This is a genomic window from Roseovarius nitratireducens (assembly GCF_002925845.1).
Taxonomy (GTDB): domain Bacteria; phylum Pseudomonadota; class Alphaproteobacteria; order Rhodobacterales; family Rhodobacteraceae; genus Roseovarius; species Roseovarius nitratireducens.
Window position 1 is genome coordinate 55,633 of the sequence record NZ_PDNI01000062.1, and the last position, 24,971, is coordinate 80,603.

32 protein-coding genes are annotated in these 24,971 nt (G+C 67.5%); 11 read left to right on the plus strand and 21 right to left on the minus strand.

Annotation, left to right across the window (positions count from 1 at the left end; translation table 11 throughout):
- Positions 1-2: 2 nt before the first annotated feature.
- The 5 genes from CRJ03_RS12685 (at position 3) to CRJ03_RS12705 (ending at position 4,354) form a co-directional block, all read left to right on the plus strand.
- Complete coding sequence (locus CRJ03_RS12685; protein ID WP_104019244.1) at positions 3-986, plus strand: type II secretion system F family protein; 984 nt, start codon at positions 3-5, stop codon at positions 984-986.
- A 13-nt stretch (positions 987-999) separates the two neighbouring features.
- Entirely contained in the window at positions 1,000-1,551 is a 552-nt protein-coding gene (locus CRJ03_RS12690; protein WP_104019245.1) for a tetratricopeptide repeat protein, read from the plus strand.
- 29 nt (positions 1,552-1,580) lie between these two features.
- Positions 1,581-2,435 (plus strand): tetratricopeptide repeat protein, encoded by an 855-nt coding sequence (locus CRJ03_RS12695; protein WP_104019246.1) that lies wholly within the window; start codon positions 1,581-1,583, stop codon positions 2,433-2,435.
- Positions 2,436-2,444: 9 nt separating this feature from the next.
- The gene (locus CRJ03_RS12700) at positions 2,445-2,945 is read left to right on the plus strand and encodes a prepilin peptidase (protein WP_104019247.1); all 501 of its coding nucleotides are present in this window, start codon (positions 2,445-2,447) and stop codon (positions 2,943-2,945) included.
- 98 nt (positions 2,946-3,043) lie between these two features.
- Positions 3,044-4,354: a DUF8689 domain-containing protein gene (locus tag CRJ03_RS12705; RefSeq protein WP_104019248.1), complete on the plus strand. Its 1,311-nt coding sequence runs from the start codon at positions 3,044-3,046 to the stop codon at positions 4,352-4,354.
- Between the two features lie 171 nt (positions 4,355-4,525).
- Here the strand turns inward: CRJ03_RS12705 and CRJ03_RS12710 are convergent, their stop codons facing one another.
- The 3 genes from CRJ03_RS12710 to CRJ03_RS12720 all read right to left on the minus strand — a co-directional run bounded on the left by CRJ03_RS12710 (position 4,526) and on the right by CRJ03_RS12720 (position 7,797).
- Positions 4,526-5,479, minus strand: coding sequence for an SLAC1 anion channel family protein (locus CRJ03_RS12710; protein ID WP_240611666.1), 954 nt, complete (start codon positions 5,477-5,479; stop codon positions 4,526-4,528).
- Complete coding sequence (locus CRJ03_RS12715) at positions 5,472-6,170, minus strand: fumarylacetoacetate hydrolase family protein (protein ID WP_104019249.1); 699 nt, start codon at positions 6,168-6,170, stop codon at positions 5,472-5,474. Before CRJ03_RS12715 ends, CRJ03_RS12710 begins: the two co-directional genes overlap by 8 nt.
- Before the next feature lie 484 nt (positions 6,171-6,654).
- Positions 6,655-7,797 (minus strand): alpha-D-ribose 1-methylphosphonate 5-triphosphate diphosphatase, encoded by a 1,143-nt coding sequence (locus CRJ03_RS12720; protein ID WP_104019250.1) that lies wholly within the window; start codon positions 7,795-7,797, stop codon positions 6,655-6,657.
- A gap of 50 nt (positions 7,798-7,847) precedes the next feature.
- Between CRJ03_RS12720 and CRJ03_RS12725 the strand changes: the two genes are divergently transcribed.
- On the plus strand, positions 7,848-8,534 hold the full coding sequence (locus CRJ03_RS12725) for a DUF1045 domain-containing protein (protein ID WP_104019251.1): 687 nt from the start codon (positions 7,848-7,850) through the stop codon (positions 8,532-8,534).
- On the opposite strand, the gene phnN is transcribed toward CRJ03_RS12725, so the two are convergent.
- From phnN to CRJ03_RS12750, 5 genes are read right to left on the minus strand one after another with little or no spacing between them, the layout of a single operon-like run.
- Positions 8,516-9,064 (minus strand): phosphonate metabolism protein/1,5-bisphosphokinase (PRPP-forming) PhnN, encoded by a 549-nt coding sequence (phnN, locus tag CRJ03_RS12730; RefSeq protein ID WP_104019252.1) that lies wholly within the window; start codon positions 9,062-9,064, stop codon positions 8,516-8,518. The genes CRJ03_RS12725 and phnN overlap by 19 nt on opposite strands.
- Positions 9,061-9,747, minus strand: a complete 687-nt coding sequence (phnL, locus tag CRJ03_RS12735) for a phosphonate C-P lyase system protein PhnL (protein WP_104019253.1) — start codon at positions 9,745-9,747, stop codon at positions 9,061-9,063. The genes phnN and phnL overlap by 4 nt, the downstream gene beginning before the upstream one ends.
- An 11-nt stretch (positions 9,748-9,758) precedes the next feature.
- Positions 9,759-10,715, minus strand: a complete 957-nt coding sequence (locus tag CRJ03_RS12740; protein ID WP_104019254.1) for a magnesium transporter CorA family protein — start codon at positions 10,713-10,715, stop codon at positions 9,759-9,761.
- Between the two features lie 32 nt (positions 10,716-10,747).
- Positions 10,748-11,518 carry a phosphonate C-P lyase system protein PhnK gene (gene phnK / locus CRJ03_RS12745; RefSeq protein WP_104019255.1) on the minus strand — a complete coding sequence of 257 codons (771 nt, stop codon included), beginning with the start codon at positions 11,516-11,518 and terminating at the stop codon, positions 10,748-10,750.
- Entirely contained in the window at positions 11,515-12,381 is an 867-nt protein-coding gene (locus tag CRJ03_RS12750; RefSeq protein WP_104019279.1) for an alpha-D-ribose 1-methylphosphonate 5-phosphate C-P-lyase PhnJ, read from the minus strand. The genes phnK and CRJ03_RS12750 overlap by 4 nt, the downstream gene beginning before the upstream one ends.
- Positions 12,382-12,494: 113 nt before the next feature.
- On the opposite strand from CRJ03_RS12750, the gene CRJ03_RS19930 reads away from it, so the two are divergent.
- A complete protein-coding gene (locus CRJ03_RS19930) occupies positions 12,495-12,632 on the plus strand; it encodes a hypothetical protein (protein ID WP_165375312.1) in 138 nt (45 codons plus the stop codon).
- Between the two features lie 14 nt (positions 12,633-12,646).
- Here the strand turns inward: CRJ03_RS19930 and CRJ03_RS12755 are convergent, their stop codons facing one another.
- The 3 genes from CRJ03_RS12755 to phnG are packed head-to-tail and all read right to left on the minus strand — an operon-like array spanning position 12,647 to position 14,747.
- The gene (locus tag CRJ03_RS12755; RefSeq protein WP_104019256.1) at positions 12,647-13,732 is read right to left on the minus strand and encodes a carbon-phosphorus lyase complex subunit; all 1,086 of its coding nucleotides are present in this window, start codon (positions 13,730-13,732) and stop codon (positions 12,647-12,649) included.
- A complete protein-coding gene (gene phnH / locus CRJ03_RS12760) occupies positions 13,732-14,304 on the minus strand; it encodes a phosphonate C-P lyase system protein PhnH (protein ID WP_104019257.1) in 573 nt (190 codons plus the stop codon). The genes CRJ03_RS12755 and phnH overlap by 1 nt, the downstream gene beginning before the upstream one ends.
- On the minus strand, positions 14,304-14,747 hold the full coding sequence (gene phnG / locus CRJ03_RS12765; protein WP_104019258.1) for a phosphonate C-P lyase system protein PhnG: 444 nt from the start codon (positions 14,745-14,747) through the stop codon (positions 14,304-14,306). The genes phnH and phnG overlap by 1 nt, the downstream gene beginning before the upstream one ends.
- A 103-nt stretch (positions 14,748-14,850) precedes the next feature.
- On the opposite strand from phnG, the gene phnF reads away from it, so the two are divergent.
- Positions 14,851-15,570, plus strand: a complete 720-nt coding sequence (gene phnF / locus CRJ03_RS12770; protein WP_104019259.1) for a phosphonate metabolism transcriptional regulator PhnF — start codon at positions 14,851-14,853, stop codon at positions 15,568-15,570.
- A 113-nt stretch (positions 15,571-15,683) separates the two neighbouring features.
- On the opposite strand, the gene CRJ03_RS12775 is transcribed toward phnF, so the two are convergent.
- The 5 genes from CRJ03_RS12775 to phnC form a co-directional block, all read right to left on the minus strand.
- Positions 15,684-15,815 (minus strand): hypothetical protein, encoded by a 132-nt coding sequence (locus CRJ03_RS12775; RefSeq protein ID WP_439126640.1) that lies wholly within the window; start codon positions 15,813-15,815, stop codon positions 15,684-15,686.
- Between the two features lie 102 nt (positions 15,816-15,917).
- A complete protein-coding gene (gene phnE / locus CRJ03_RS12780; RefSeq protein ID WP_104019260.1) occupies positions 15,918-17,255 on the minus strand; it encodes a phosphonate ABC transporter, permease protein PhnE in 1,338 nt (445 codons plus the stop codon).
- 2 nt (positions 17,256-17,257) lie between these two features.
- On the minus strand, positions 17,258-18,130 hold the full coding sequence (phnE, locus tag CRJ03_RS12785) for a phosphonate ABC transporter, permease protein PhnE (protein ID WP_104019261.1): 873 nt from the start codon (positions 18,128-18,130) through the stop codon (positions 17,258-17,260).
- Positions 18,131-18,200: 70 nt separating this feature from the next.
- Complete coding sequence (gene phnD / locus CRJ03_RS12790) at positions 18,201-19,103, minus strand: phosphonate ABC transporter substrate-binding protein (RefSeq protein ID WP_104019262.1); 903 nt, start codon at positions 19,101-19,103, stop codon at positions 18,201-18,203.
- 56 nt (positions 19,104-19,159) lie between these two features.
- A complete protein-coding gene (phnC, locus tag CRJ03_RS12795; RefSeq protein ID WP_104019263.1) occupies positions 19,160-19,984 on the minus strand; it encodes a phosphonate ABC transporter ATP-binding protein in 825 nt (274 codons plus the stop codon).
- A 149-nt stretch (positions 19,985-20,133) separates the two neighbouring features.
- Here phnC and CRJ03_RS12800 point away from each other — a divergent pair, with 149 nt between their 5' ends.
- The 3 genes from CRJ03_RS12800 to CRJ03_RS12810 all read left to right on the plus strand — a co-directional run bounded on the left by CRJ03_RS12800 (position 20,134) and on the right by CRJ03_RS12810 (position 21,745).
- Positions 20,134-20,676 carry a TetR/AcrR family transcriptional regulator gene (locus CRJ03_RS12800; protein WP_104019264.1) on the plus strand — a complete coding sequence of 181 codons (543 nt, stop codon included), beginning with the start codon at positions 20,134-20,136 and terminating at the stop codon, positions 20,674-20,676.
- A gap of 5 nt (positions 20,677-20,681) precedes the next feature.
- The gene (locus tag CRJ03_RS12805) at positions 20,682-21,071 is read left to right on the plus strand and encodes an META domain-containing protein (protein ID WP_104019280.1); all 390 of its coding nucleotides are present in this window, start codon (positions 20,682-20,684) and stop codon (positions 21,069-21,071) included.
- A 143-nt stretch (positions 21,072-21,214) separates the two neighbouring features.
- Positions 21,215-21,745, plus strand: a complete 531-nt coding sequence (locus tag CRJ03_RS12810; RefSeq protein WP_104019265.1) for a universal stress protein — start codon at positions 21,215-21,217, stop codon at positions 21,743-21,745.
- A 58-nt stretch (positions 21,746-21,803) separates the two neighbouring features.
- Here the strand turns inward: CRJ03_RS12810 and recO are convergent, their stop codons facing one another.
- The 5 genes from recO to lepB all read right to left on the minus strand — a co-directional run.
- Entirely contained in the window at positions 21,804-22,538 is a 735-nt protein-coding gene (recO, locus tag CRJ03_RS12815; RefSeq protein ID WP_104019266.1) for a DNA repair protein RecO, read from the minus strand.
- Positions 22,539-22,547: 9 nt separating this feature from the next.
- Entirely contained in the window at positions 22,548-22,880 is a 333-nt protein-coding gene (locus CRJ03_RS12820; protein ID WP_104019267.1) for a DUF1491 family protein, read from the minus strand.
- 5 nt (positions 22,881-22,885) lie between these two features.
- Entirely contained in the window at positions 22,886-23,794 is a 909-nt protein-coding gene (gene era, locus CRJ03_RS12825) for a GTPase Era (protein ID WP_104019268.1), read from the minus strand.
- Positions 23,791-24,477, minus strand: a complete 687-nt coding sequence (rnc, locus tag CRJ03_RS12830; RefSeq protein WP_104019269.1) for a ribonuclease III — start codon at positions 24,475-24,477, stop codon at positions 23,791-23,793. Before rnc ends, era begins: the two co-directional genes overlap by 4 nt.
- A partial coding sequence (gene lepB, locus CRJ03_RS12835) for a signal peptidase I (protein ID WP_104019270.1) occupies positions 24,474-24,971 on the minus strand: 498 nt, incomplete at its 5' end. The genes rnc and lepB, both read right to left, overlap by 4 nt.

Sequence of the window (24,971 nt, forward strand, 5' to 3'; positions counted from 1 at the left end):
TCATGCCCCTGTCCCCCGCCATCATCCCGCTGCTGATCGACAGCCTCGGCCCGTTCGGTCCGGTGATCGCGCTGGGCGGCTTCGGTGTCCTTCTGATGTTGGTCACGCTGGGGTTCATGCTCCAGCAAAAGCCCGACCCGCTCGACAAGCTCAAGCAGTATCAGCCCGGCGCCCAGGCCGCCACGGGCCCGCGCAAGGACACGCTGCGCGCCAAGCGCCAGAACAAGAAGCTCGACAAATACGCCACCTTCCTCGAGCCGCAGGACTCGAAGCAACTGACCGAGATGCGTCTCAAGCTGATGCAGGCGGGCTACCGGCATCGCGACGCGGTGCGCTATTTCCACGCCGCGCAACTGGGGCTGGCGCTGGGGTTTCTGGCACTGGGAATCCTCTACTTCCTGCTGTTCAAGGCCGGCGGCGAGACCGATATCAAGACCTCCATCGCCTACATCCTCGGCCCCGGCCTGGTGGGCTACATGATGCCGAAATACTGGGTCACCAAGCGCCAGCAACAGCGCCAGGAAGAAATCCAGGACGGCTTTCCCGACAGTCTCGACATGATGCTCGTCTGCGTAGAGGCCGGGCAGTCGATGGACCAGGCGATCATCCGCGTGGCCAAGGAAATCCGCTCCTCCTACCCCGCCCTGTCCGAGGAATACGAGATCGTCGCGCTCCAGATGAAGGCCGGGCGCGACAAGCCCTCGGTGCTGAGCGAGATGGGCGACCGCTGCGGCGTGCAGGATATCTCCAGCTTCGTCACCACCCTCATCCAGTCGCAGACCTTCGGCACCCCGGTGGGCGACGCGCTGCGCATCTATGCCGGCGAGATGCGTGACAAACGGGTCATGCGCGCCGAGGAAAAGGCCAACAAGCTGCCCACCCAGATGACACTGGTCACGATGACGCTTACAGTGCCGCCATTGCTGATCATTCTCGTCGGACCTTCGATGCTCGACATCATGAAGCTGTTCACGATGGGCAAGTGAAGAAAGGGGCACGATGGCGGGACGGTTGGCGGCGGCTCTGGCGTTCGCGCTGATGCTCGCGTCCTGCACCCCGGCCCCGCCGCAGGGGCCTTTCGCGCCCGGTGCCGCCCCGGGCAAACCTGCGGCTGTCGATCCGCTTCTGGTCGGGCACCGGCTGATGGACGCGGGCGAATTCGACCTCGCGCATCGTGCCTATACCCGCGCCGGTGCCGATCGGGGCCTCACCGCCGATGTGCTCGCGGGGCTGGGCACCGCCAATCTCGCGATGGGTCGGCTCGGCACCGCCGAACGGCTCCTGCGCCGCGCCATCGAGAGCGACGCGGCGACGCCGGAAATGTGGAACAATCTCGGCGTCGTGCTGGTGGAAAAGGGCGATTTCCTCGAGGCCGAGCAGTTCCTGCGCCGCGCCTATGCGCTCGATAATGGCACCAGCGACGCGATTCGCGACAACCTGCGTTTGGCTCTCGCAAAATCGCGGGATTCCGGCTATGATGACGATGTCGAACAAGAATACAAAGTGGTGCGGCGTGGCGGAGGCAAATACCTCCTGCGCAAGATACCATGACGAGGCCGAGGCAGTAAAAGGACGCAAGAATGCGCCATTCCATCCGGATTATCCTGTGCGCGACGGGGGCCGTTGTGCTGTCCGCCTGTGCGCCGACCCCGGGCGAAGAGGTCGATCGCGCCCTGCGCGACATCAACGTCATCGACGAAAGCAACCTCAACGAGGTGATGCTGCAATCGTCCGACCCCGCCGAGGCGGTCGCCTATTTCCAGCGCGCCACGGCCAATGATCCCGACCGGATCGACCTGATGCGGGGTCTGGGAAAATCGCTCGTGCGCGCCGGGCGCGCCACCGAGGCGGTCACCGCCTGGGAAAACGTCACCAACCACCCCGACGCCGCCGACGCCGACAGCGTGGCGCTGGCCGATGCGCTCATCCGCAACAACGAGTGGAACCGCGCAGCCGAGGTGCTCGACGCGGTCCCGCCGACCGTCGAGACCTATAACCGCTACCGGCTCGAGGCGATGATCGCCGACAGCGAGAATGACTGGGACAAGGCCGACAGCTTCTACCAGACCGCCGTCGGCCTCACCACGAAACCGGGCCCGGTGCTGAACAACTGGGGCTATTCCAAGCTCACCCGCGGCGACGCAGCCGGGGCCGAGCGCCTGTTTGCCGACGCGGTACGCCAAGCCCCTGGGCTCTTCACCGCCAAGAACAACCTCGTTCTCGCGCGCGGCACGCAGGGCAATTACGCCATGCCGGTCCTGCCGGCCACGCAGGAGGAACGCGCGCAGCTTCTCTACACGCTGGGCCTCGCGGCGGTGAAACAGGGCGATGTCGCCATCGGCCGCGGCCTGCTGCAAGAGGCGGTCGAAACCCATCCGCAACATTTCGACGCCGCCGTGCGCAGCCTGCGCGCGCTCGAAAGCGGCAAAGGCTGAGGCCGCCTCATGGGCTTTGACACACCGGCCACGGCGGCGCTCTGGTTCCTGATCTTCGCCGCGCCGATCTGCCTCTGGGTGGCGTGGAGCGACCTGCGGTCGATGAAAATCCCCAACAAGGCGGTGATCGCGCTGGTCTGCGTCTATCTCGCGGTGGGGATCGCGGTGCTGCCGCTCCCCGACTACCTGTGGCGGCTGAGCCACCTCGCCGCGCTGCTGCTCGTGGGGATCGGGGCCAATGCCGCCGGGCTGATGGGCGCGGGCGATGCCAAGTTCATCGCCGCCGCCGGGCCTTTCGTGGCCTTGGGCGACGCATCCGCGGTCATGCTGCTCCTCGCGGGCGTGCTTCTGGCGGCCTTTGCCACCCACCGCCTCGCACGGATGAGCCCGCTGCGCCGCCTCGCCCCCGGCTGGGCAAGCTGGCATTCCGGTCGCCGCTTCCCGATGGGGCTCGCGCTCGGGCCGGCGCTCGCGCTCTACCTCGCGCTCGCCGCACTCCACGGGGCCTGACCGCGCCGCCGCAGGACTGCCCGGCGCCAGCCACATTTTGCACAAACTCGGCCCTCATGATGTGCCCGTTAAACGGGTATCGAGGGCAGATCAGCGCCATGAACATGCAAGCCACGACCGGGGTGCAGCCCCCGCCGCCGCCCAACCGCCTCGAGGAAATGCGGCTGCCGGTGGTGATGATGCGCGACATCCTGCTCAAGACGATGTTTCGCAAGAACCTCGACCTCGTCAGCGAAATCGCCGACGCCATCTGCCTGCCGCGCGCCGTCACGCAAGAACTTGTCGATCTCTCGCGCACCCAGCGGCTCGTGGAGGCCACCGGCACACTGCACGCCAACTCCGGCGGTGAGATGGGATTCCAGCTCACCGACGCGGGCAAGACCCGCGCGCTCGACGCGCTCAGCCAGTCGGAATATTTCGGCGCCATGCCGGTGCCGCTCGACGTCTATGCCGACCAGGTCAAGCGCCAGTCGATCCGCAACATCCAGATCACCCGTGACCAGCTCACCTCGGCGATGGGCCACCTCGTGCTGCCGCCCGCTCTGCTCGACCATCTCGGCCCGGCGGTGAGCGCCGGCCGCTCCATCCTGATGTACGGGCCCCCGGGCAACGGCAAATCCTCGATTTCCAACGGCATCCGCGACGCGATGGGCGACAAGATCTACGTGCCCCGCGCCATCGAATACGCGGGCCAGGTCATCACCGTCTACGACCCGATCGTGCATTCCGCCGCCGAGACCGAGACCGACGATCCCAACAGCTTGCGCCGCCGCCGCACCTTTGACACCCGCTACGTGCGCTGCGAGCGCCCGACCGTCGTCACCGGCGGTGAGTTGAGCCTGTCGATGCTCGACCTGGTCTACAACCCCGTGGCGCGCACCTACCAGGCCCCGCTGCAACTCAAGTCCACCGGCGGCATCTTCATCGTCGATGACCTCGGCCGCCAGAAAGAGCCGCCGCAATCGCTCATCAACCGCTGGATCGTGCCGCTGGAGGAATCCAAGGACATCCTCGCCCTGCAATCGGGCGAGAAATTCGAGGTGCCGTTCGACACGCTGGTGATCTTCTCCACCAACTTCCACCCCAACGAGATCTTCGACAAGGCAGCGCTGCGGCGGATCTTCTTCAAGATCAAGATCGACGGGCCATGCCAGGCCGATTTCCTCAAGATCTTCGCGATGGTCGCCAAGAAGAAGGGCATGCCGCTCGACGAGGCTGCGCTCATCCACCTCGTCAAGGAAAAATACCCCACGATCAACAGCGTCTACGCTAATTATCAGCCGGTCTTCCTGATCGACCAGATGATCGCGATCTGCGAGTTCGAGGGCATCCCCTACCAGATGACCCCCGACCTGATCGACCGCGCATGGGCCAACATGTTCGTGCGCGAGGAGGAAATCCTGCACTGACGACGGCGGTCGGTTGTGGCCTTGAGCGGTCGTTGAACGTCAGTTTCGGGCTGAACCGTCACGGCAAGGTAAGATCAAGAAAGTTTAAAACTTTCTTGTACGGAATCTTTTCAAGATTCCGTTCATCAACGGCATCGTAAGGCCCATCCCCACCCGCGAAAATCCACGCCCTCACCCGCCGAACAGCACCCCGCGCGACAGCGCCTGCCCCGTGCGCCACAATAGCCCCGCGATGATCGCCACCAGCACGGCCAGCAGCCCGAAGCCGATCGCCGCATGCGCGCCCGATCCCACGGCTTCGGCATGCGTAAAGCTCGCCACCGTCACCGCCGCCACCGGAAAACTCAGCGCCCATGACGACAGCGAGAACGACAGCGCCGCAAGGCGCGGAATCTGCGCCGCCACGATCAGAACGAATAGGTAGGCCAGGTTCAACAGCACCCGGGCAAACGCATCGACGTCCCCCACCAGCCCCACCCAGGCAAGGTAGCCCACGGCGGGCGGCGCCACGAGGATCACCAGCGTCGGCTGCAGCCGCTCGGGCAGCGGGTCGTGAAAGATCAGCCGGTTCATCACCAGCGTCAGCAGCACCACCCAGAACATCAGCCCCACCGCGGCAAAGAACCAGCTCACCTCCACATAGCCCATCGGCACCCCCGCGATGGCCACGATCACGTTGCCCACGGCAGGGATGAACCACGCGGGCGTCAGGTGCCCATGCTCGAAGGACCGCGACCCGATCCAGCCCGACACCACCGCCAGCGTCAACACAAGCTGCGCCGGGACCGCCACCAGGAACAGGGCGTGCGCGATCCCCGGCACCACCTCGAGCATCACCAGCGAGAACAGCACCAGCGAGATCGAGATCGCCGGAAAGAAGGCAAGGCTCACCGGGTGCCGCCATTCCTCCGCCACGGTGCCGGGATGGCGCACCGCCTTGGCAAGATAGGCCACCGCCACGACGGCGAATACCGCCAGCGTCAGCACATGCGCCACCCCCGAGAGAAGATGCGTGAACCCCGCCGCCGCCTCACCCGCCCGCACCGCGAGCGTGAAGCCGCAAAGCCCCATCACCACCGTGAACAGCGTCACCGGAACCTGCGCCAGCGCCACGCCGCTACGCACCCGCGCCGATCGTCACCTCGACGGGTGGCAGCCCGTCGATCTCGCCTTTCAGACGATTGCCCGGCACCACCGGGCCGACACCGGCGGGCGTGCCGGTATAGATGAGATCGCCGGGCGCCAGGTGATAGAAGCGCGACAGGTGCGCGATGATCTCGGGCACCGACCACACCATCTCCGACAGCCGCGCGTCCTGCGCCACGCGCCCGTCCACCGACAGCCGCAGCGCCTGCGCGCCAATCTCGCCAAACCGCGCTTTTGGCGTCAGCGCCCCCATGATCGCCGCGTTCTCGAAATCCTTGCCCAGGTCCCAGGGCCGCCGCTTCTCCTTGGCCGCGCCCTGCAGGTCACGCCGCGTCAGGTCGATGCCGCAGCCATAGCCCCAGACAGCATTCATCGCCTCTGCCTCGCTCACTTGATACGCCTCCGCGCCCAGCGCCACCATGAATTCCATCTCGTGATGGCAGTTTTCGGTGCCCGCCGGATAGGCGATGGTCGCGCCTGACAGGCACAGCGCATGCGCCGACTTGGTGAAATAGAACGGCGCCTCTCGATCCACCTCGTTGCCCATCTCTGCGGCATGGGCGGCATAGTTGCGCCCGACGCAGAAGATGCGCCGCACCGGATAGCCGCGCGCGTCGCCCTCGATGGGCACAAGCGGCGGGGCGGGGATGTCGAAAAGTGGCTCGGTCATCGGGATCTCCGGTGCAAGGGATTGGATTTGCGCCCGTTATGCGCCCCGTCTGCAGCAGTGTCAAAAGGGCCGCAGCCCAACGCACGCCACGGCCGGGTTCGTTTTCATATTGCCACAGGCGACCCTGGCGTTCGACGGCAGGCACTTTTGGTGTGCGACACCTGGGAAGATGTGCGCGGTGCTGCATAGGGCCGTTCAGGGCCTGGAGCGGTCGTTGCCGTGAGCCGCGTCATCGACAGGCCGCGGGCTGGCGATCCGACGGAATTTCAGGGCGCTTTATGCCTGCTGAATCCGAAAAACCTGTAATCGGTGCACGAGCTTAGACAAATCGCCAGTCCGGGGGGCGGCCTGGCGATGGCGCGGCGGGCTTCGCCCTCGATTCCGCGCCGGGTCCAAGAACCGAATGGCAGGAACAGGCCATTCACAACACCCACACCAGCGTGCGCTGCCCTCTTCTCGCGGCCGGGCCGGGGCCGCGCCCCGATCACCCCACGCGCCGCCCCTGCGACCACGCGGCGCGCACCGCCGGCACGTCGCCGCGCAGCCCAAACCACACCAGGTCGGCGCGCGCTCCCGCCTCGATCCGCCCCCGGTCCTCCAGCCCCGCGGCCCGCGCCGGACCCGAGGTCACCGTGGCCAGCCCCCGCGCCATGTCACCCCACATCACCCCCAGCCGCACCGCACCGTAGAGCAGCGCCGAGGGCACGTAATCCGACGACAGGATATCCAGATGCCCCGCCTCCGCCAATTCCCGCGCCGCCACGTTGCCGGAATGCGATCCGCCCCGGATCAGGTTGGGCGCGCCCATGATGACGGCAATCCCGCGCGCGTGGCAGGCCCGCGCCGCCTCTGCCGTGGTGGGAAACTCGGCCAGCCGGATGCCATAGCCTTCTGATACCGCCACCTGTTCCTCGGTGGTGTCGTCATGGCTTGCCAGCACCGCGCCATAGCGCGCCGCATGCATCACCGCCGCCGCCTCGTGCCGGTCGCCATGTGCCTCGCGCAGCGCCCGGAGCTGCGCCACATGCGCGGCAAAGCCCGCATCGTCCAACCCGTGCTTGCCCTTCACATAGGTCTCAAGCTTGGCCATGTCGCGAAACTGCCGCTGCCCCGGCGTGTGGTCCATCAGGCTCACGATCCCCACCCGGTCCTGCGCGCCAAAGGCCTCCATCTCCGCCTCCAGCGTCTCCGAACAGACCTCGGCGCGCAGGTGCAGGAAATGGCTGATGCGCAACGCGTTGCCCGCCCGCAGCGCCCACAGCTCGTCGGCCAGCCCCCGCGCATAGGCACCATACCGCCCCACCCCCGTGGGGATCGAGCCCACGCGCATCGCGTCGAACACCGTGGTGATGCCCACGCTGGCCAGTTCGGCATCATGCGCAAGGATCGCCGCCTCGTGCGGCCAGTCCACGCCCGGGCGCGGCTGGATATGCCGTTCCAGGTTGTCGGTGTGCAACTCCACCAGCCCCGGCGCCAGGTAATCACCGCCGCAATCCACCGCCCCCCGCGGCACGCCCGCACCCTCGCCGATCTCGGCGATCCGCCCGTCCCGCAGGCACAGCGACCCGCGCCGCACCTCGTCGGGCAGCACCAGCATGGCATTGGCGAGGATGGTTTCTTCTGTCATGTCACCGTCACGCTTTCCTGCAAGAGATCGGCCCAGCGATGACAAGCCCCATGCCCTTCACCCGCTACGCCGTCTATGTCACGCCCCCGCCGGGGCCCCTGTCCGATTTCGGCGCGGCGTGGCTCGGCTGGGATCCCGTGCGCGGCACCACCGTTCCCCACCCCAACATCCCCGACCTGCCCGCGCCGGTCAGCGACCTCACCGACGCGCCCCGCAAGTACGGGCTGCACGCCACGATGAAGCCGCCCTTCACCCTCGCCCCCGGCGCGACCGAGGCGGCCTTGCGCGACGCCTTCGCCGCCTTCTGCGCCGCCACCGCGCCGGTCACGCTTGACGGCCTCGCCATCGCGCCCTTGGGCCGCTTCCTCGCGCTCCTGCCCGAGGGCGACGAGACGGCCATCAACACCCTCGCCGCCGCCTGCGTCCGCGCGTTCGAGCCGTTCCGCGCCCCCCTCACCGAGGCCGAGATCACCCGCCGCCGCGCAGGCGGGCTCACCCCCGAGCAAGACTCCCGCCTGGCACAATGGGGCTACCCGCACGTGATGGCGGGCTTCCGTTTTCACATCACCCTCACGGGCAAGCGCCCCAAGGCCGAATTGCCGGCCCTGCGCGCCACGCTCACGCAACACTTCGCGCCGCTCCTGCCGCTCCCCTTCCCGGTCGACGCGCTCTCGCTCATGGGCGAGGATCGACAAGGCCGCTTTCACCTGATCCATCGTCACGCCCTCACCGCGTAAATCCCGGCCAGCGCCCGCCGCGCCAGCCGTTCGGGTGGCGCATCGGTATCCAGCTCCACCACCGGCCCCACCCCTTCGGGCAGCGGCTGCACAGCACCCGCCAGCCGCTCCTCGATCTCCGCGCCCGCCTCGCGCCCCCGCTCCGCCAACCGCGCCGCCAGCACCTCGCCTGAGGCTACCAGGTGCAGCACGGCAAAGGGCTGAAACCGCCCCTGCGCCTCTGCCAGCGCCCCGCGCGACAGGTTGACCAGCAGATCGCGCCCGCCCGCGAGGTCGAGCCCGATCCCCACCGGCACGCCATAGCGCAGCCCGTGCGCCCGCCAGTGCAACGCGAATCCCCCCTCCTTCAGCCGCGTCGCGAATTCCGCCTCGCTCACCGCCTCATGCCCCTCGCCGCCCGGATCGGCGGGCCGCGTGATCACCCGCCGCACCCGGCGCAGCCCGGGCCGCGCGGCGACCATCGCGCGCATCAGCGTGTCCTTGCCCACGCCCGACGGCCCCACCACGGCGATGAAGCAGCCCCGGCTCATGCCGCACCGCGCGCGGGCGTAAACGCCCCCACGTCCACCTCGCGGTCACAGACCCGCGCCCGCGCCTCCGCGTCGTGGAAAATCCCCAGGATCGCCGCGCCGCGCGCCTTGGCCTCCTCGATGAGCGACAGCACCACCTCGCGATTGCCGGGATCGAGGCTCGCCGTCGGCTCGTCCAGCAACAGCACCGGAAAGTCATGCACGAACCCGCGCGCGATGTTCACCCGCTGCTGCTCGCCACCCGAAAAGGTCGTCGGGCTCAAGTCCCACAGCGCCTCGGGGATGTTGAGCCGCTTGAGCAGCGCCTCGGCCCGCCCCAACGCTTGGTCGCGCGCCACGCCCAGCGCCAGCAGCGGCTCGGCCACCACCTCGCGCGCGGGCACCCGCGGCACCACCCGCAGGAACTGGCTGACATGGCCCAGCCGCTCGCGCCTGAGCTTGATGATCTCGCGCGGCTCGGCGCCCGCCACGTCCACCCCCGCTACCTCGATCCGTCCCTCGGTAGCGCGGTAGTTGCCGTGGATCATCCGCATCAGCGTCGATTTGCCCGCGCCCGAGGCACCGGTCAGCGCCACGCACTCGCCACGCCCCACCCGCAGATGCGCCCCCGCCATCACCTCGATCACGGCCCCGCCCTGGTTGTGCAGGACGAACCGCTTGCCCAGACCTTCGACCTCGATCATCCCGACCTCCTTCACAGCCAGCCGCGCCTGCGGAAGAACCAGAGCGGCACCGCTGCCGACAACACCATCAGCCCGAGCGCCATCGGATAACCGAAGCCCCATTCCAGCTCGGGCATGTGCACGAAATTCATGCCATAGCTCGACGCCACCAGCGTCGGCGGCAGGAACGCCACCGCCACCACCGAGAAAATCTTGATGATGGCGTTCTGCTCGATATTGATGAGGCCCAGCGCGGCATCGAGCATGAAGGTGATCTTCTGCTGCAGGTATCCCGCCTGCTCGGTGATGGTGCGCGCGTCGCGATATTGCGACTTGACCAGCCCGCGCAGCGGCTTGCCGGCCCTGCGCCCGTCCATCACCGGCCCGAGAAAGCCCAGCATCCGCTCCATCGTCATGAGGCTCTCGCGCAGGTGCATCACGTGCCCCTCTGCGCGCCCGATCTCGCGCATCGCGGCCCGGTAATCCTCGGTGCGCATGTTGCCGGGGCCGAAGATACGCCGCGCCACCCCGTCGATCTCGTGCCCGGTCTGCTCGGTGATGTCGGCGAGCCGGTCGATGATCTCTTCGACCAGCCCCATCAGCACCGCCTCGGGCGTGGCACAGCCATGCGACGCCCGCGCCGCCTTGCCAGGAAAGCTCGTGAACGGCCGCGGCGCGTGGTGGCGCAGCGTGATGAGCCGCTCGGCCAGCAGCACGAAAGAGACCGGCCCGACCTCCATCTCGCCTGCCTCCGACCGCGCGGGCAGGAGAACCGTCATCACCGGCACGCCGCCGTCGAGATAGAGCCGCGAGGATTGTTCGATCTCGTCCTGATCCTCGCGCGTGGGCAGGCTCACCCCGACACGCGCCGACAGGTGTTCCAGCATCTGAACGTCCGGTGCCTCGAGATCGGTCCAGATCGCGCCCTGCGTGTCGTCGCCCGAGGCCACCGCCCGCAGCCCGCCGCCCTCGTGAGTGTAATCGGTCATTCTCCGGCCCTCCTGTCTTGCCTGCCGCGGTCCTAGACCTGCAACACGCTTGACACCAGCAGCTGCGTATACCCATGCTGCGGATCGTCGAGCACCTGATCGGTCAGCCCCGCCTCCACCACCCGGCCGTCCTTCATCACCATCAGCCGGTCGGCCAAGAGCCGCACCACCGCCAGGTCATGCGTCACGATCACCGCCGACAGGCCCATCTCCCGCACCAACCCCCGCAAAAGGTCCAGAAGCCGCGCCTGCACGCTCACATCAAGGCCCCCGGTCGGCTCGTCCATGAACACCAGCCGCGGCCCCGTCACCAGGTTGCGCGCGATCTGAAGCCGCTGCTGCATCCCGCCCGAAAACGCCGAGGGCGGATCGTCCACCCGGTCCGCCGCGATCTCCACCCGGCCCAGCCAGTCCACCGCCCGCGCCCGGATATCGCCGTAATGCCGCGCGCCCACGGCCATCAGCCGCTCGCCCACGTTGCCCCCCGCGCTCACCCCCATGCGCAGCCCGTCGCGCGGGGTCTGGTGCACCAGCGCCCAATCGGTGCGCATCAGCATCCGCCGCTCCGGCTCCGACATCGCCAGCACATCCATCGGCCCCCGGTCGCGCGTGTCATAGATCACCGCGCCCCGGTCCGGCGCCATCTGCCCCGAGAGACAGGCCAGCAGCGTCGATTTGCCGGACCCGCTCTCGCCCACGACCCCCATGACCTCGCCGGGCCACAGATCGAAACTCACATCGGCGCACCCCACGCGGTCCCCGTAGGATTTCGTGACTTTGCGCACCTGCAAGAGCGCATTCATGCCACCCCCTCGGGCGCGCCCTGCGCCCCCACATGCCCCGCCGCGCGCCGCGCGCGGCAATAATCGGTGTCGGAACAGACGAACATCCGCCCGCCCTCGTCATCCACGATCACCTCGTCGAGATAGCTGTCCCCGGCCCCGCACAGCGCGCAATCCGCCTCTGCCTTGCTCGCCTCGAACGGGTGATCCTCGAAATCGAGGCTCACCACCTGCGTCCAGGGCGGCAGCGCATAGATACGCTGCTCGCGCCCCGCCCCGAAAATCTGGATCGCCGGGCAATCGCCCAGCTTCGGGTTGTCGAATTTCGGGATCGGCGACGGGTCCATCACGTAGCGCCCTGCCACCTTCACCGGGTAGGCATAGGCGGTGGCGATCGCCCCGTGGCGGCTGATATCCTCGTAGAGCTTCACATGCATCAGCCCGTATTCCTCCAGGGCATGCATCTTGCGCGTCTCCACCTCCGACGGCTCCAGGAACCGCAGCGGCTCGGGGATCGGCACCTGGTAGACGAGGATCTGCTCGTCGGTGAGCGGCGTCTCGGGGATGCGGTGCCGCGTCTGGATCACGCTCGCGCGCGCTGTCTCCTCGGTGGTGGCCACCCCCGCCGTCTTCTCAAAGAACTTGCGGATCGACACCGCGTTGGTCGTATCATCCGCCCCCTGGTCGATCACCTTGAGCGTATCCTCGGGCATCAGGCACGCGGCAGAGACCTGCACACCCCCGGTGCCCCACCCGTATGGCATCGGCATCTCTCGGCTGGCGAACGGCACCTGGTAGCCGGGAATGGCCAGCGCCTTCAGGATCGCGCGCCGGATCATCCGCTTGGTCTGCTCGTCGAGATAGGCGAAGTTGTAGGCGGTCACATTTTCGCTTTCAAATTTCATGAAAACGTCCCTTTCCAACATCTTGCTGCCTGCTTCCTCCGGTAGAGACCCGCCGCCCATGCACACGCATAGAAGGAATTGGACAAATGATGATGACAATGGTGACTATCGCGCTGGCCGTGCTGTTCAGCGCCCTGCTTATCGGGAAGATACTCATGGAGCTGTTTCCGAATTCGGGCTTCGGTGCCAATCACGACGACGCGGCGAACGGGCAAACGCCCGGGGAATGAGCTTGCGGGCCGGGTCATTTCGCGGCCCCCTGCGGTGCGGCCGTGACCTGGGCCCGCAACTTTCGCACCAGCTCCAGCTCGCTCTGGAAATCCACGTAATGCGGCAGCTTGATATGCTCCAGGAACCCCGTCGCCTGGATATTGTCGCAATGCATCAGGACGAATTCCTCGTCCTGCGCGGGCGCGCCCTCGTCTTCCTCGCCCAGCTCACCCCAACGCAACGCGCGATCCACCAGCGCCATGGCGATGGCCTTGCGCTCGGTCTGGCCAAAGACGAGCCCATAGCCGCGCGTGAACTGCGGCGGCTCGGTCTTGGACCCGGTGAACTGGTTCACCGTCTCGCACTCGGTCAGCATCACCTCGCCCAATTCGATGGCAAATCCCAGCTCGGGGATCTCCATCTCCACCGCCACCGCCCCGATGCGCAGCTCGGCCACGAAGGCGTGGTTGCGCGCATAGCCGCGCTGCGTCGAGTAGGCGAGGCCCAGCAGAAACCCCTCGTCGCCCCGCGCCAGCGCCTGAAGCCGCAGCGCGCGGTCCGCGGGCAATTCCATCGGCTCCCGCGTCATGTCCGGCGGCACGTCGGCGCCGTCGGCCTCGCGCTCCATCAGGCCCTCGCGATCCAGGTAGCCCATGATATGCGGCATCGCCTCTTCCGCCGCCTCCACCCGCGCGGCCTCCGGCGCCTCCCCCTCGGCGGCCAGCGCGAAATCCAGCAAACGGTGCGTGTAATCAAACGTGGGGCCCAGCACCTGCCCCCCCGGCGCGTCCTTGAACACCGCCGAAATCCGCCGGTCACAGCGCATCGCGCCCGTCTCCACTGGCTCGGACGCCCCGAACCGCGGCAGCGTCGTGCGATAGGCCCGAATGAGGAAAATCGCCTCTATCAGATCCCCACGCGCTTGCTTGATCGCCAGCGCGGCAAGGTCGGGATCATACAGCGATCCCTCGGCCATCACCCGCCCCACCGCCAGGCTCATCTGCCCCCGGATTTGCGCGACGCTCAATTCCGCCACCCGTGGGTCGCCCCGCCGCTCCTCGGCGAGCCAGCCATGCGCCGCCTCGATCGCCTTCTCGCCGCCTTTCACCGCCACGTACATCAGCCCGCCTCCACGCGTGTGCTGCGCGGCAGCCCGGCCAGCCGGTCGCCGCAGCAGAGCAGGAAATCCAGCCCCAGGGGAAACCGCGCGGCGTTACCCTGAAACGCCGCCACCTCGGGCAGCGACAGCGCCGCGCTCCCCTTGATTCCCGGCCCCGTCAGCCGCGCACCATACGGCTCCAGCCGGTCCATCTCGACGATCAGCGTGGCCGACCGGTCGGGAAACTCCGGCTCACCAACCGCGTAGCCATCGAGCGGCGACAGCGCCTCCCACCGCCCCAGCGCGAACATCGCCGCACCCCGATCCGCCACCACCGGCGCACCGGTGTGAAAGCCGATCCAGTCGCGCAGCGCGCGCGTGTCATGCCCGCCCGCCAGGTGCACCGGCGTACCCGTGTCGCACAGCACCAGCACCGCCACCCCCGCCGCGACAGACATGGGCGCGGGCGGCGCGGCCCCCGCCACCGCCTCCACCGTGCCGGGCCGCGCCATCGCCCGCATCACCGCGCGAAACGCGCGCGCCGAATCCACCGGCGCATCGCCAAAACCGCCACCAAGGGCTGCCGCCTCCATCAATCCTCTCCCCGCACCAGCGTAAAGAAATCCACCTTCGTCGCCGCCGCCTTGCCCGCCCGCTCGTCCCGCCGCGCCGCCTCGGCACGCGCCAGCGGGTCGAGCACGCCCTCGCGCACGCGCACCGCCTCACCCCCCTGCATCAGCGCGTCGATCAGCGCCGCCTGCTCGGCATGCGCCTTGCCGCGCCCCTGCACATGGCCATGCCCGACCCGGCCATCGCCCAGCCGCACCGCGCAGCGCGTCACCACCATTTCACCGAGGTTGAACGCCGCGCCCTCCGCGCCCGCGCGGCCCCGCACCATCACCGCGCCCACCTCGGGCGCGCGCAGCCGTTCATGTTCGGGCACCAGCCCCGTGGCACGCCACAGCCGGTCCAGATCATCGGCAGGGGCGCGGGCCAGAAGCCCCATCCACGCCTTGCGCTCGGAATTTTCGCCCATGACAGACACCTTGTGAATTTGTCGAGATTCCTATACAACTAGACAAATCATTACCTCAAACCCGGGCCGCCAACAAGCCCGCACCCCGTGAAACTTCCGTGACATGCCCAAAGACAAACCCACCGCGCTGTGGCGCAGCATCCATGACAGCCTGAGGGACGACATCGCGCAGGGCCGCTACGGCCCCGGCGCGCGTCTGCCCACCGAGGCCGCGCTCGCCGCCCGCTTCGGCGTCAACCGCCACACCGTGCGCCGCGCCCTCGCCACCCTGGCAGAGGCGGGCACGATCCGCACGCGGCGCGGCGCAGGCGCCTTCGTCACCCACCGCCCGACCGAGTATCCGTTGGGCCGCCGCGTGCGCTTTCACGAGGCGCTGCGCGCGGCCGGCAGGCTGCCCGCAAAGGATATCCTCGCCATCGAGACCCGCACCGCCGACGCCGCCGAGGCCGCCGCCCTCGCCCTCGCCCCCGGCGCGCAGGTGCATGTCTGCGACGGCCTCTCGCAGGCCGACGGCGTGCCGGTGGCGCTCTTCCGCTCCTGCTTCCCGGCGGCGCGCCTGCCCGGCCTGCCCGAGGCGCTCGCCCGCCTGCACTCGGTCACCGCGGCACTCGCCGAGGCGGGTATCCCCGACTATACCCGCGCCTCCACCCGCCTTACCGCGACCGCCGCCAGCCCCACACAGGCGCTGCACCTCGCCCTCGCCCCCGGCGCGCCGCTGCTGCGCACCGTCTCGGTCAATGTCGATCCCGACGGCACCCCCATCGAATACGGGCGCACGTGGTTCGCGGGCGACCGGATGACCCTCACCGTCACCGACGACTGAAAAATCCGGCCCCGCGTCATGCCCCTGTCACAGCCCCGCGTTATCAGCGTGGCATTCGACGTCCCCATACTAGGCATGATTTCAGCACGCACAGGGCGGCCCCCGTGGCCGCCCTATTCCTGCTCGTGGCGGTCCAGAAACTCCTCCGCCGTCAGACCCCGGAAATCCCCCAGCGCCGCGCGCAGCCGCGCATGGTCCCAGTCCCACCACGCCAGCACGATCATCCGTTCGGCCAGCTCAGACACGATCCGCGCTCCCCAGGATTCATGCCTCCGGCGGGGGTATTTTGGCCAAGAAGAAACACGGAACCCAGGTTCATCTTGCCAAAAATATCCAAATCCGCCGCCTCAATGGCCACTGTCATCCGAGGCGATGAGCCGCCGCCGCAACCAGCCCGAGACGGTATCCATCACCATCACCATGATGAGAATGAGCACGATGTAATAGCTCACCTCTTCCCAGTCCTTTTGCGTGATCATCGCCTGCGTCAGCAACAGCCCGATCCCGCCGCCGGTGATCGCGCCGATGATGGTGGCGCTGCGGGTGTTCGATTCGAGGTAATAGAGAAGCTGGCTCAGCAGCACCGGCGTGATCTGCGGGATGACGCCGAAACGGTAGCGCTGCAGCGGCTTCGCGCCCGTCGATTGCACCCCCTCGATCTCGCGCTTGTCGACGTTCTCCAGCGCCTCGGAAAACAGCTTGCCAAAGGTGCCGGTATCGGTGAGCAGGATCGCCAGCGCCCCGGTCAGCGGCCCGGGACCGAAGGCGCGCGCGAGAATGATCGTCCAAATCAGCGCATCGACCCCGCGTACGAAATCGAACACCCGCCGCACGCCCATCCGCACCGCCATCAGCGGCGAGAAGTTGCGCGCCGCGGCAAAGGCCAGCGGCAGCGCCACGATCCCCGCCCCCATGGTGCCGAGAAAGGCCATCAGGACGGTCTCGAAGATCGCCCACATCACGTCCTTGTGCTGCCACATCCGGTTGTTCCAGATGTCGTGGGTGATGGCGGCGATGTTGCTCTTGCCCTCGACCACCCGCTCGCCGGAGAAGGCCAGCCCCGCCAACTCGCCAAAGCTCTTACCGTAGAAGGGGCTGTCCAGCGTGAACCAGAACAGCTCCCAACCGAAATGATAGCGCATCACCTCGGTGCGCGCGCGTGTCAGCGTCACCCGCCCGCCCTCGGTGGTGATGTCCACGCGGCTATTGCTCGCGCTGATCCAGTCGGGCACCGACTCAGTGGGCAGGTCGAGCACCACGCCTTTGCTGCGCGACACCTCCGCCGCGATCACGCCATAGCCCGGCACGTCATAGCGCATCGTGTTGCCGTCGATCACCACCTCGTGGCCGTGTCTGAGGCCCACGCGCGTGCGGTCCTCGCTCTCCAGCGTCACCCAGTCGGGGCTTGTGCCTTCCGGCCATGTGCCCTTGTTCTCGCCCTCCACCGCGATGGTCACACCGCCCATCCGGTTGTCGCGCGTCACATGCGTCTTGTAGCTATAGCTGTCGGCCACAAGGATGCGCGCGTTGTCCATCCGCGCGCGCTCGGCCAGCCCGGGGATGTCGAAGGCAAAGAAGATATAGACGAAATAGGCGAGGATCACCGCCGGGAGACCAAAGGCCATCCACCGCTTGCGCCGAAAGAAACCGGAGGCGTCGAACCCTGCCTCGCTTGCCACGGTCATGGTCACGCCCCCCCGATCAGCTTGTTGCGATAGCGGCTCGATACCTGGTCGAAGAACACGATCGTGCCGAACAGCAGTAGGAAGATCGCCGCCACCTCGTCATAGCGCCCCTGCCCCCAGCTAAACGCGTTCTTGAGGTCATAGCCGATCCCGCCCGAGCCCACGAAACCGAGGATCGCCGAGGCGCGGATGTTGATCTCGAAGCGCAAGAGCGCATAGCTCAGGTAATTCGGCGCCACCTGCGGGATCACGCCCAGCCACATGCGCTGCCCCCATGTGGCACCGACAGAATGCAGCCCCTCCACCGGCTTCAGCGAGGCATTCTCGTTCACCTCGGAAAACAGCTTGCCCAGCGCGCCCACCGTGTGCAGCGCGATGGCGATCATCGCGGGCACCGGCCCGCCACCGAGGATGAAGATCAGCACCAGCGCGATCACGATCTCGGGCACCGCGCGCAGGATGTCCATCACCCGGCGAAACAGCCCCACCAGCCGCGGCCATTTCGCCAAGCCGCGTGTGGCCAGCAGCGAAATCACCACCGCCCCCATCGCGCCCAAGAGCGTCGCGGCCGCCGCGATATTGATCGTCTCGATCAGCGAGGGCAGGAATGTCCACATCAGCCCCGGCAGGTTGGCGATCTTCTGCCCCGCCTCCTTCAGCACCTCGCCGGGGAACTGAAAGACATTGCCGATCCCGTCCCAGAACCCGCCCGCATTGCGCGCGTCGGCCACCCGAAAGCCCGAGACCATCAGCGCGATGAACACGATCAGCATCACCGAGCCATAGGCACGCTTGCGCCGCGTCATCGCCATGTAGGCGCCCTGCACATCCGCCACCCGCGCCGCGCCCGCCTGTCCTGCCGTCAGATCGCTCATGCCCTGCCCCCGTCACATGCGACCGGGCCCGCGCGCATGGCGGACCCGGACCGGTGTCAGCCCAACGGGCTCACATCTTGGATTTGCGCGCCTCGATGATCGAGATATAGGCGTCGTGGTTGATCGGCTGGAAGCCCAGCGCCTCGCCGGCCATGAAGTTATAGGCGCAATCGGCGTCCATGTAGGGCAGCGACGCGGTCAGCGTGGTGATGTCCAGCTTGACGCGCTCCGGCAGCTCCTTGCGCAGCACGATGGGGCCTTCGGGGATCGGCTTCGACTTCCAGATTTCCACCATCTGGTTCATGTCCACGAGGCCCGCATCGCTGGCCTTGCGCAGCGCACCCGAGTTATAGCCGTCTTCCCATGCGCCCATGCCATCGGCCCAGGTCACACCGGCATCCACATCGCCATTGGCCACCGCGACGATGGTCTGCTCATGGCCGCCCACGAACTTGACCTCACCGAAATAATCGCCCGATTCCATGCTGGCGCCTGTTGCGACAGGGATCTCGATCGACGGGATCAGGTAGCCAGAGGTGGAGTTGGGGTCGCCAAAGGCAAAGACCTTGCCCTTCATGTCGTCGAGCGAGGTGATGCCGCTGTCCTTGCGGGCAAAGCCCACCGAGTAATAGCCATAGGACTTGTCCACGTTGGTCTTGACCATGACCGGCTCGACGGCGTCCGGGTCGGTCAGATAGGTCTTGGCATAGGCCGACGCGCCCAGCCACGCCATGTCGATGGTCCCGCCCAGCAGGCCCTGGATCACGCCGTCGTAATCGGCGGGCGTGAACAGCTTCACCGGCACGCCAAGCAGGTCTTCGGCCTTGGCGCGGTAGCACTCGTTCGAGGTCATGCGGTCCTGCGCGTTCTCGCCGCCCAGCACGCCGATGCGGAATTCCTCGATCTTGTCCTGCGCCAGCGCGGGGCTGACGAGGGCGGTGGTGGCCACGATGGCGGCAAACAGTTTGGTCATGTCTCTCTCTCCGGTTTGGTGTACGGCCCGCCACCCCCCGGCGGGCCAGGGGGGCGTCAGACCGCGGCCTCGGCCTCGCGCAGCGCGCGCGCCGCTCCACGGTCCAGCGTTTCGATGGCGGTCGATGTGGCGTCCTCGGTGAAACCCGCACTGGCGCCGTAGATGTCGCGCGCCACGCCGGTGGTGAGCTGTTCGGGCGTGCCGTCGAACACCACCCGGCCCGCCAGCATCCCGATCACCCGGTCGCAATAGCGCCGCGCGGTATCGAGCGTGTGCAGGTTGGCGATCACCATGCGACCGTCCTCCTCGTGAATCCGCCGCAGCGCGTCCATCACGATCTGCGCGTTCATCGGGTCGAGGCTGGCGATGGGCTCGTCGGCGAGGATGATTTTCGGGTCCTGCATCAGCGCGCGGGCGATCGCCACCCGCTGCTGCTGCCCGCCGCTCAGCGCCTCGGCGCGTTTCGGCGCATGTTCGGCGATGCCGAGCCGGTCGAGAATGCCGATGGCGCGGTGAATGTCGGCCTCGGGATAGAGGTTGAACATCGTCGCCAGCGTCGAGCGACGGTTGAGCGTGCCGTGCAGCACGTTGCTGACCACGTCCATCCGCGGCACGAGGTTGAACTGCTGAAAGATCATCGCGCAGTGCGACTGCCAGGCGCGCTTGTCGGCACCGCGCAGCGCCGTCACGTCCCGCCCCTCGACGACGATCTTGCCCGACGAGGCATCGGTCAGCCGGTTCAGCATCCGCAGGAACGTGGATTTTCCCGCCCCCGAGCGGCCGATGATCCCGATCATCGCGGGCCGCTCCACCGACAGGCTCACCGCGTCCACCGCCGTGTTCGGGCCGAATCTTTTGGTCAGCGCGTCAATTGTCAGCACGTGTCACCCCCAAGGTTTCTGCGCGCTCTCTAGGCGCGCCATGCGAAAACGGTGCAACACCGGTGCAAAGCTTTCGTGACACCGGCACGCGCGGGACGTGACCATCTGGCCCCTTGCCGCGTGCCTGCCCACCGCTTAAGCAAAAAGGCATGACCGCCGCGCGCCGCCCCCGCCTCACGCCCGACGACTGGCTCACCGCCGGGCTCGATGCCCTGTCAGAGAGCGGCCCCAGGGCCCTCGGGGCCGAGCCGCTGGCGCGCCGCCTTGGCACCACCAAAGGCTCGTTCTACTGGCATTTCGCGGATGTCCCTGCCTATTCAGGGGCGTTGCTCGCTCTTTGGCAGGCGGCGGCCAAGGCCGCGCTCGACACCCCCGACGACGATCCCGCCGCCACCCGTCTGCGCGCGGCAGCACAGGCCATCGCCGCACCCGATCCGGCTGCCACGCAGGCCGCCGAACCGGCGATCCGCGCCTGGGCCGCCACCGAACCGCAGGCCGCGCAGGCCGTGGCCGCGACCGATGCCCGCCGCCTCGATCACCTCGGCGCGGCGCTCTCTGCCTGCGGCATCGCCAACCCGGACATGGCGCGCATCATCCTCGGCGCGGCCATCGGGATGCAGGCGCTCGGCGCACCGGACGCCAACCGCGATGCCATCGGCTCGCTGGTCGATCTCGTGCTGGCTCTGAGGTGATCGCGATGCGCATCGCGCTCCTGATCATCGCCATGTCGCTCCTTGGATACTGCAAGGACGAGACGGTGTCGGGCCACGGCGGGCAGGACACGACATGGACGCTGCGCAGCATCGACGGCACGCCCTTTGCCGCCCGCGCCACGCTCACCTTCCCCGAAGAGGGCACGCTCGCCGGCGAGGCCCCGTGCAACCGCTACTCGGGGCAACAGAGCGTGCCCTACCCGTGGTTCTCTGCCGAGCGCATCACCTCGACAAGGCGCGCCTGCCCCGATCTCGAGGCCGAGACCCGCTACTTGCGCGCGCTCGAGAACATGACGCTGGCCGAGATCGCGGGCGACACACTGATCCTTTCGAACGACGAGGGCCGCGAGATGGTGTTCCGCGCGGCGCAATAGGGGCGGGCGCGCGCTGAGCCGGGCCAAACGCCCCCACCTTGATCGCGATCAATGCCACCGCCCCCCGGACAGGCTAGGCTCTCCCCGCAAGGAGTCGCGCATCACACGCCCGGCCCCGCACCACAAACGGGAGGGAACCAGCCATGAAGACCCATATCCTCGTCGCGACCGACGGATCGGACACCGCGAACAAGGCCATCGACCTCGCTGCCGAACTCGCGGCCAAATTCGACGTGCCGCTCACCGTCGGCCACGTCCTGCAATTCGGCCGCCCCTCGCGCGAACTCGCCCGCATGGCCGAGGTCGAGCATATCGTGGAATCGGTCCAGAAGACCCAGCAGGTCGATTTCAACATCCTCAGCGGCGCGGGCGGCGGCGATCTCTTCGCCACCTCGCGACCGTCCTCGGACATGGTGCGCGTGATCACCCTCATGGGCGACGAGATCGTCAACCGCGCCGCCGACCGCGCCCGCGCTGCGGGGGCCAAGCAGGTCGACACCCTGACCGCCGATGATGACCCCGCCGACGGCATCCTCGACATGGCCGAAAAGGCCGGGGCCGACATGATCGTCATGGGGCATCGCGGACTCGGGCGCGTCCGCTCGCTGCTCGCGGGAAGCGTCGCGCAGAAGGTCAACAACCACGCCGAATGCACCGTCGTCACGGTTCGCTGAGCGGGGCACCGCACGGTGCCCCTTTGAACCTTGCGGTTCGTCGCCTGAACCTACAGGTTCACCCCGCGCCCGCCCGCGCCGTCACCAGCTCGACCAGCCGCGAGCGGGCATCGGGCAATGGCTTGTCGCCGAGGTGCGGCGCGAGGTGATGGCGCAGGAAATGTCCCGTCACATCAAGGCCTTGCACGATTTCTGTGTCGGGCGCGGGGCCGTCTCCCAGCAGGCAGGGCGGCAGCGGCAGCAAACGGTCGGCCCAGTCCCCCGCCCCCGCCCGCGACACCGCGCGCCCGGTCTTTGGAGATATGTAGCTGAGATCATTGGCTTTTTCTCCCATCACCGCACAGCGCCGAAGGTCAAGACCAAAGCCCATTTCCTCCAGAAGCGCCATCTCCCAGTTGAGATAGGCCAGCGGCCATATGTCAGGCTGATCCAGAAAATCAAGTAAAATCAGGGTTTTACGGTACAATTTTCCATGCGCCTCGCGCTCGGGCAGGGTAAAGCGCAACAGCGCGCAGACCGCGTTCAGCCCGGCCAGCGCGAGCCGATCCCCCATCACCCAAGCTCTTGATTTCAAAGGCTCAACCCGAAACGTCCCGAGGTGATCCTCAAGCCGCGCGCGCCATTCCACGTCCACTTGCGCGCCGGTTTGCAGCACCGGCGCCATCCTGCGCGACGCCCCGCCCCGCACCACGCCCGCGTGCCGCCCATGCTCCGGCGTGAATACTTCAATGATAACAGAGGTTTCCCCGTGGTGTCGGCTACCCAGCAATATGCCCTGATCGCGCCACTCCATGGTCGGATGCTACCCCCCCAGACCGTCCGAGTCGAGCAAGTGCCGCCCCGCCCGGTCCTCTACCTCGACCACCCACAGATCCGGATCGAAGCCCCGCTGCCGAGCAACCGCCGCATCCACCTCCGCCTCGCCCCCTTCGGCCAGGGTAGCCCACGTCCTGTCACCCGTCATGAGGTCTATAGTCCTTTGAAATAGCTTTGCTTTTCCATCCAACGTGTTGAGCTTGACCAGCACCGCGCCAGCCGTATCATCGCCATGCGCCACCACGAATGCGGGGATATCCGCCAGCCGCAACCGCGCGAGATAGGCGTCGATCCAGAACCGTGCGGTCAGCCGGGCCACGGCCCTCAGTTCCCGTCCTTGAAATTCAGCCCCATCTCGGAATACCGCTCGGACTCGTCCATCCAGCCGGACCGGACTTTAACCTGCAAGAACAAGTGGATACGCCGCCCCATGAACGCCTCGAGCTCCTCGCGCGCGGCCTTGGAGACAGCCTTGATCGTCTCGCCGCGATGGCCCAGAACGATCCCCTTGTGCCCGTCGCGCATCACGTAGATCACCTGATCCACCCGTGCCGACCCGTCCTCGCGCTCTTCCCAATGCTCGGTCTCGACGGTCAATTGATAGGGCAATTCCTGGTGCAGCCGCAGCGTCAGCTTTTCCCGCGTCATCTCTGCGGCGATCATCCGCATCGGCAGATCGGCGATCTGGTCCTCGGGGTAGAGCCACGGCCCCTCGGGCACCTCGCCCGCCAGCCACGCGCGCAGATCACCCACGCCATGCCCCTTCTCGGCAGAGATCAGGAACGTCCGCTCAAAGGCGAACCGGTCATTCATATCCTTGGTGAGTGCCAGCAGGACGGGGGCCTCGACCCGATCTATCTTGTTGATCGCAAGGGCAATTCTGCGGCCCTTGGCAATCTCGCTCAGCCCCTCGAGGATACGCTCGACGCCCTCGGTAATCCCGCGATGCGCCTCGATCAGCAGCACCACGATATCGGCATCCGCCGCGCCCCCCCACGCGGCGGCAACCATCGCCCGGTCGAGCCTGCGGCGCGGCTGAAAGAGACCCGGCGTATCCACGAACACAAGCTGGCTGTCACCCTCCATCGCGACACCGCGGATACGCGCGCGGGTGGTCTGCACCTTGTGGGTGACGATGCTGACCTTGGCCCCCACCATGCGATTGAGCAGCGTGGACTTGCCCGCATTGGGCTCTCCGATCAACGCGACGAATCCGGCGCGGGTGGTGGTCATGTTCCTGTCTCCAATCGCGCCAGCAAGGCACCCGCCGCCGCCTGTTCGGCCTGCCGTTTTGATCCGGCGGTGGCCACCGCGCTCTCGCCCGTGGCAAGCCGAACCTCGATAGTGAATTTAGGCGCGTGATCGGGGCCCGAGCGGCCCGTCTCGACATAAGCGGGCGGCGTCAGCCCGCGCGCCTGCGCCCATTCCTGGAGGCTGGTCTTGGGGTCGCGCGCATCCGCCTCCACGGTCGCGATCCGCGCGCCCCAAAGGCGCAGGACCACGTCACGCGCGGCCTCGTAGCCCCCATCGACATAAACCGCCGCGATCACCGCCTCCATCGCGTCACCGAGCAGCGCCTCCTTGCGTCGCCCACCCGAGAGCATCTCGGACCGGCCCAGCTTGAGCACTTCTCCGAGGTTGACCTCGCGCGCCACAGCCGCACAGGTCTCCTTGCGCACAAGCGCGTTGAAACGCGGCGCAAGCTGGCCCTCGGCGGCGGCTCGATCCGCCTCCAGCAGGGCCTCGGCCATCACGAGGCCCAGCACCCGGTCGCCGAGGAATTCCAGCCGCTGGTTGTCGGTGCGACCCGGCGAAGAAATCGAGGAATGGGTGAGCGCCTCGATCAGAAGCGCGGGGCGGGCGAAATCATGCCCGAGCCGCGCCGAGAAATCCCGCATCTCGCCCGAAAGCTTCACTCCAGCCCCTCGAAGAAGCGATCCCCGCGCCAGGTCCAGAAAAACAACATCGACCGCCCCGCCGAGGAAAAGATCACCCGGTTGGCACGTCCGATGAGGTTTTCATACGGCACGAAGCCCACGCCCCCCACAGTCTGGGGAAAGCGCGAATCGGTGGAATTGTCGCGGTTGTCGCCCATGAAAAAGTAATGCCCCTCCGGCACCGTGAACACACCTGTATTGTCGGCGCGTTGCGGACCGATGTCGAGAATCGCGTGGCTGCGCCCGCCGGGCAGGGTCTCGATATAGCGCTCCTTGATACAGTCCGCGCCCAGCCCAACGACGCCATTGGCACAGCGCGGGCGGATGCCCATCGGCCCCTGCGGTGTAAATTTCTCGACGAATCCCCCCGCCGGCTCGATCTCCACGGGCGCGCCGTTGAGATGCAGCACGCCGCCCTTCATCTGGATCCGGTCGCCCGGAAGCCCGATCAGCCGCTTGATGAAATCGGTGCC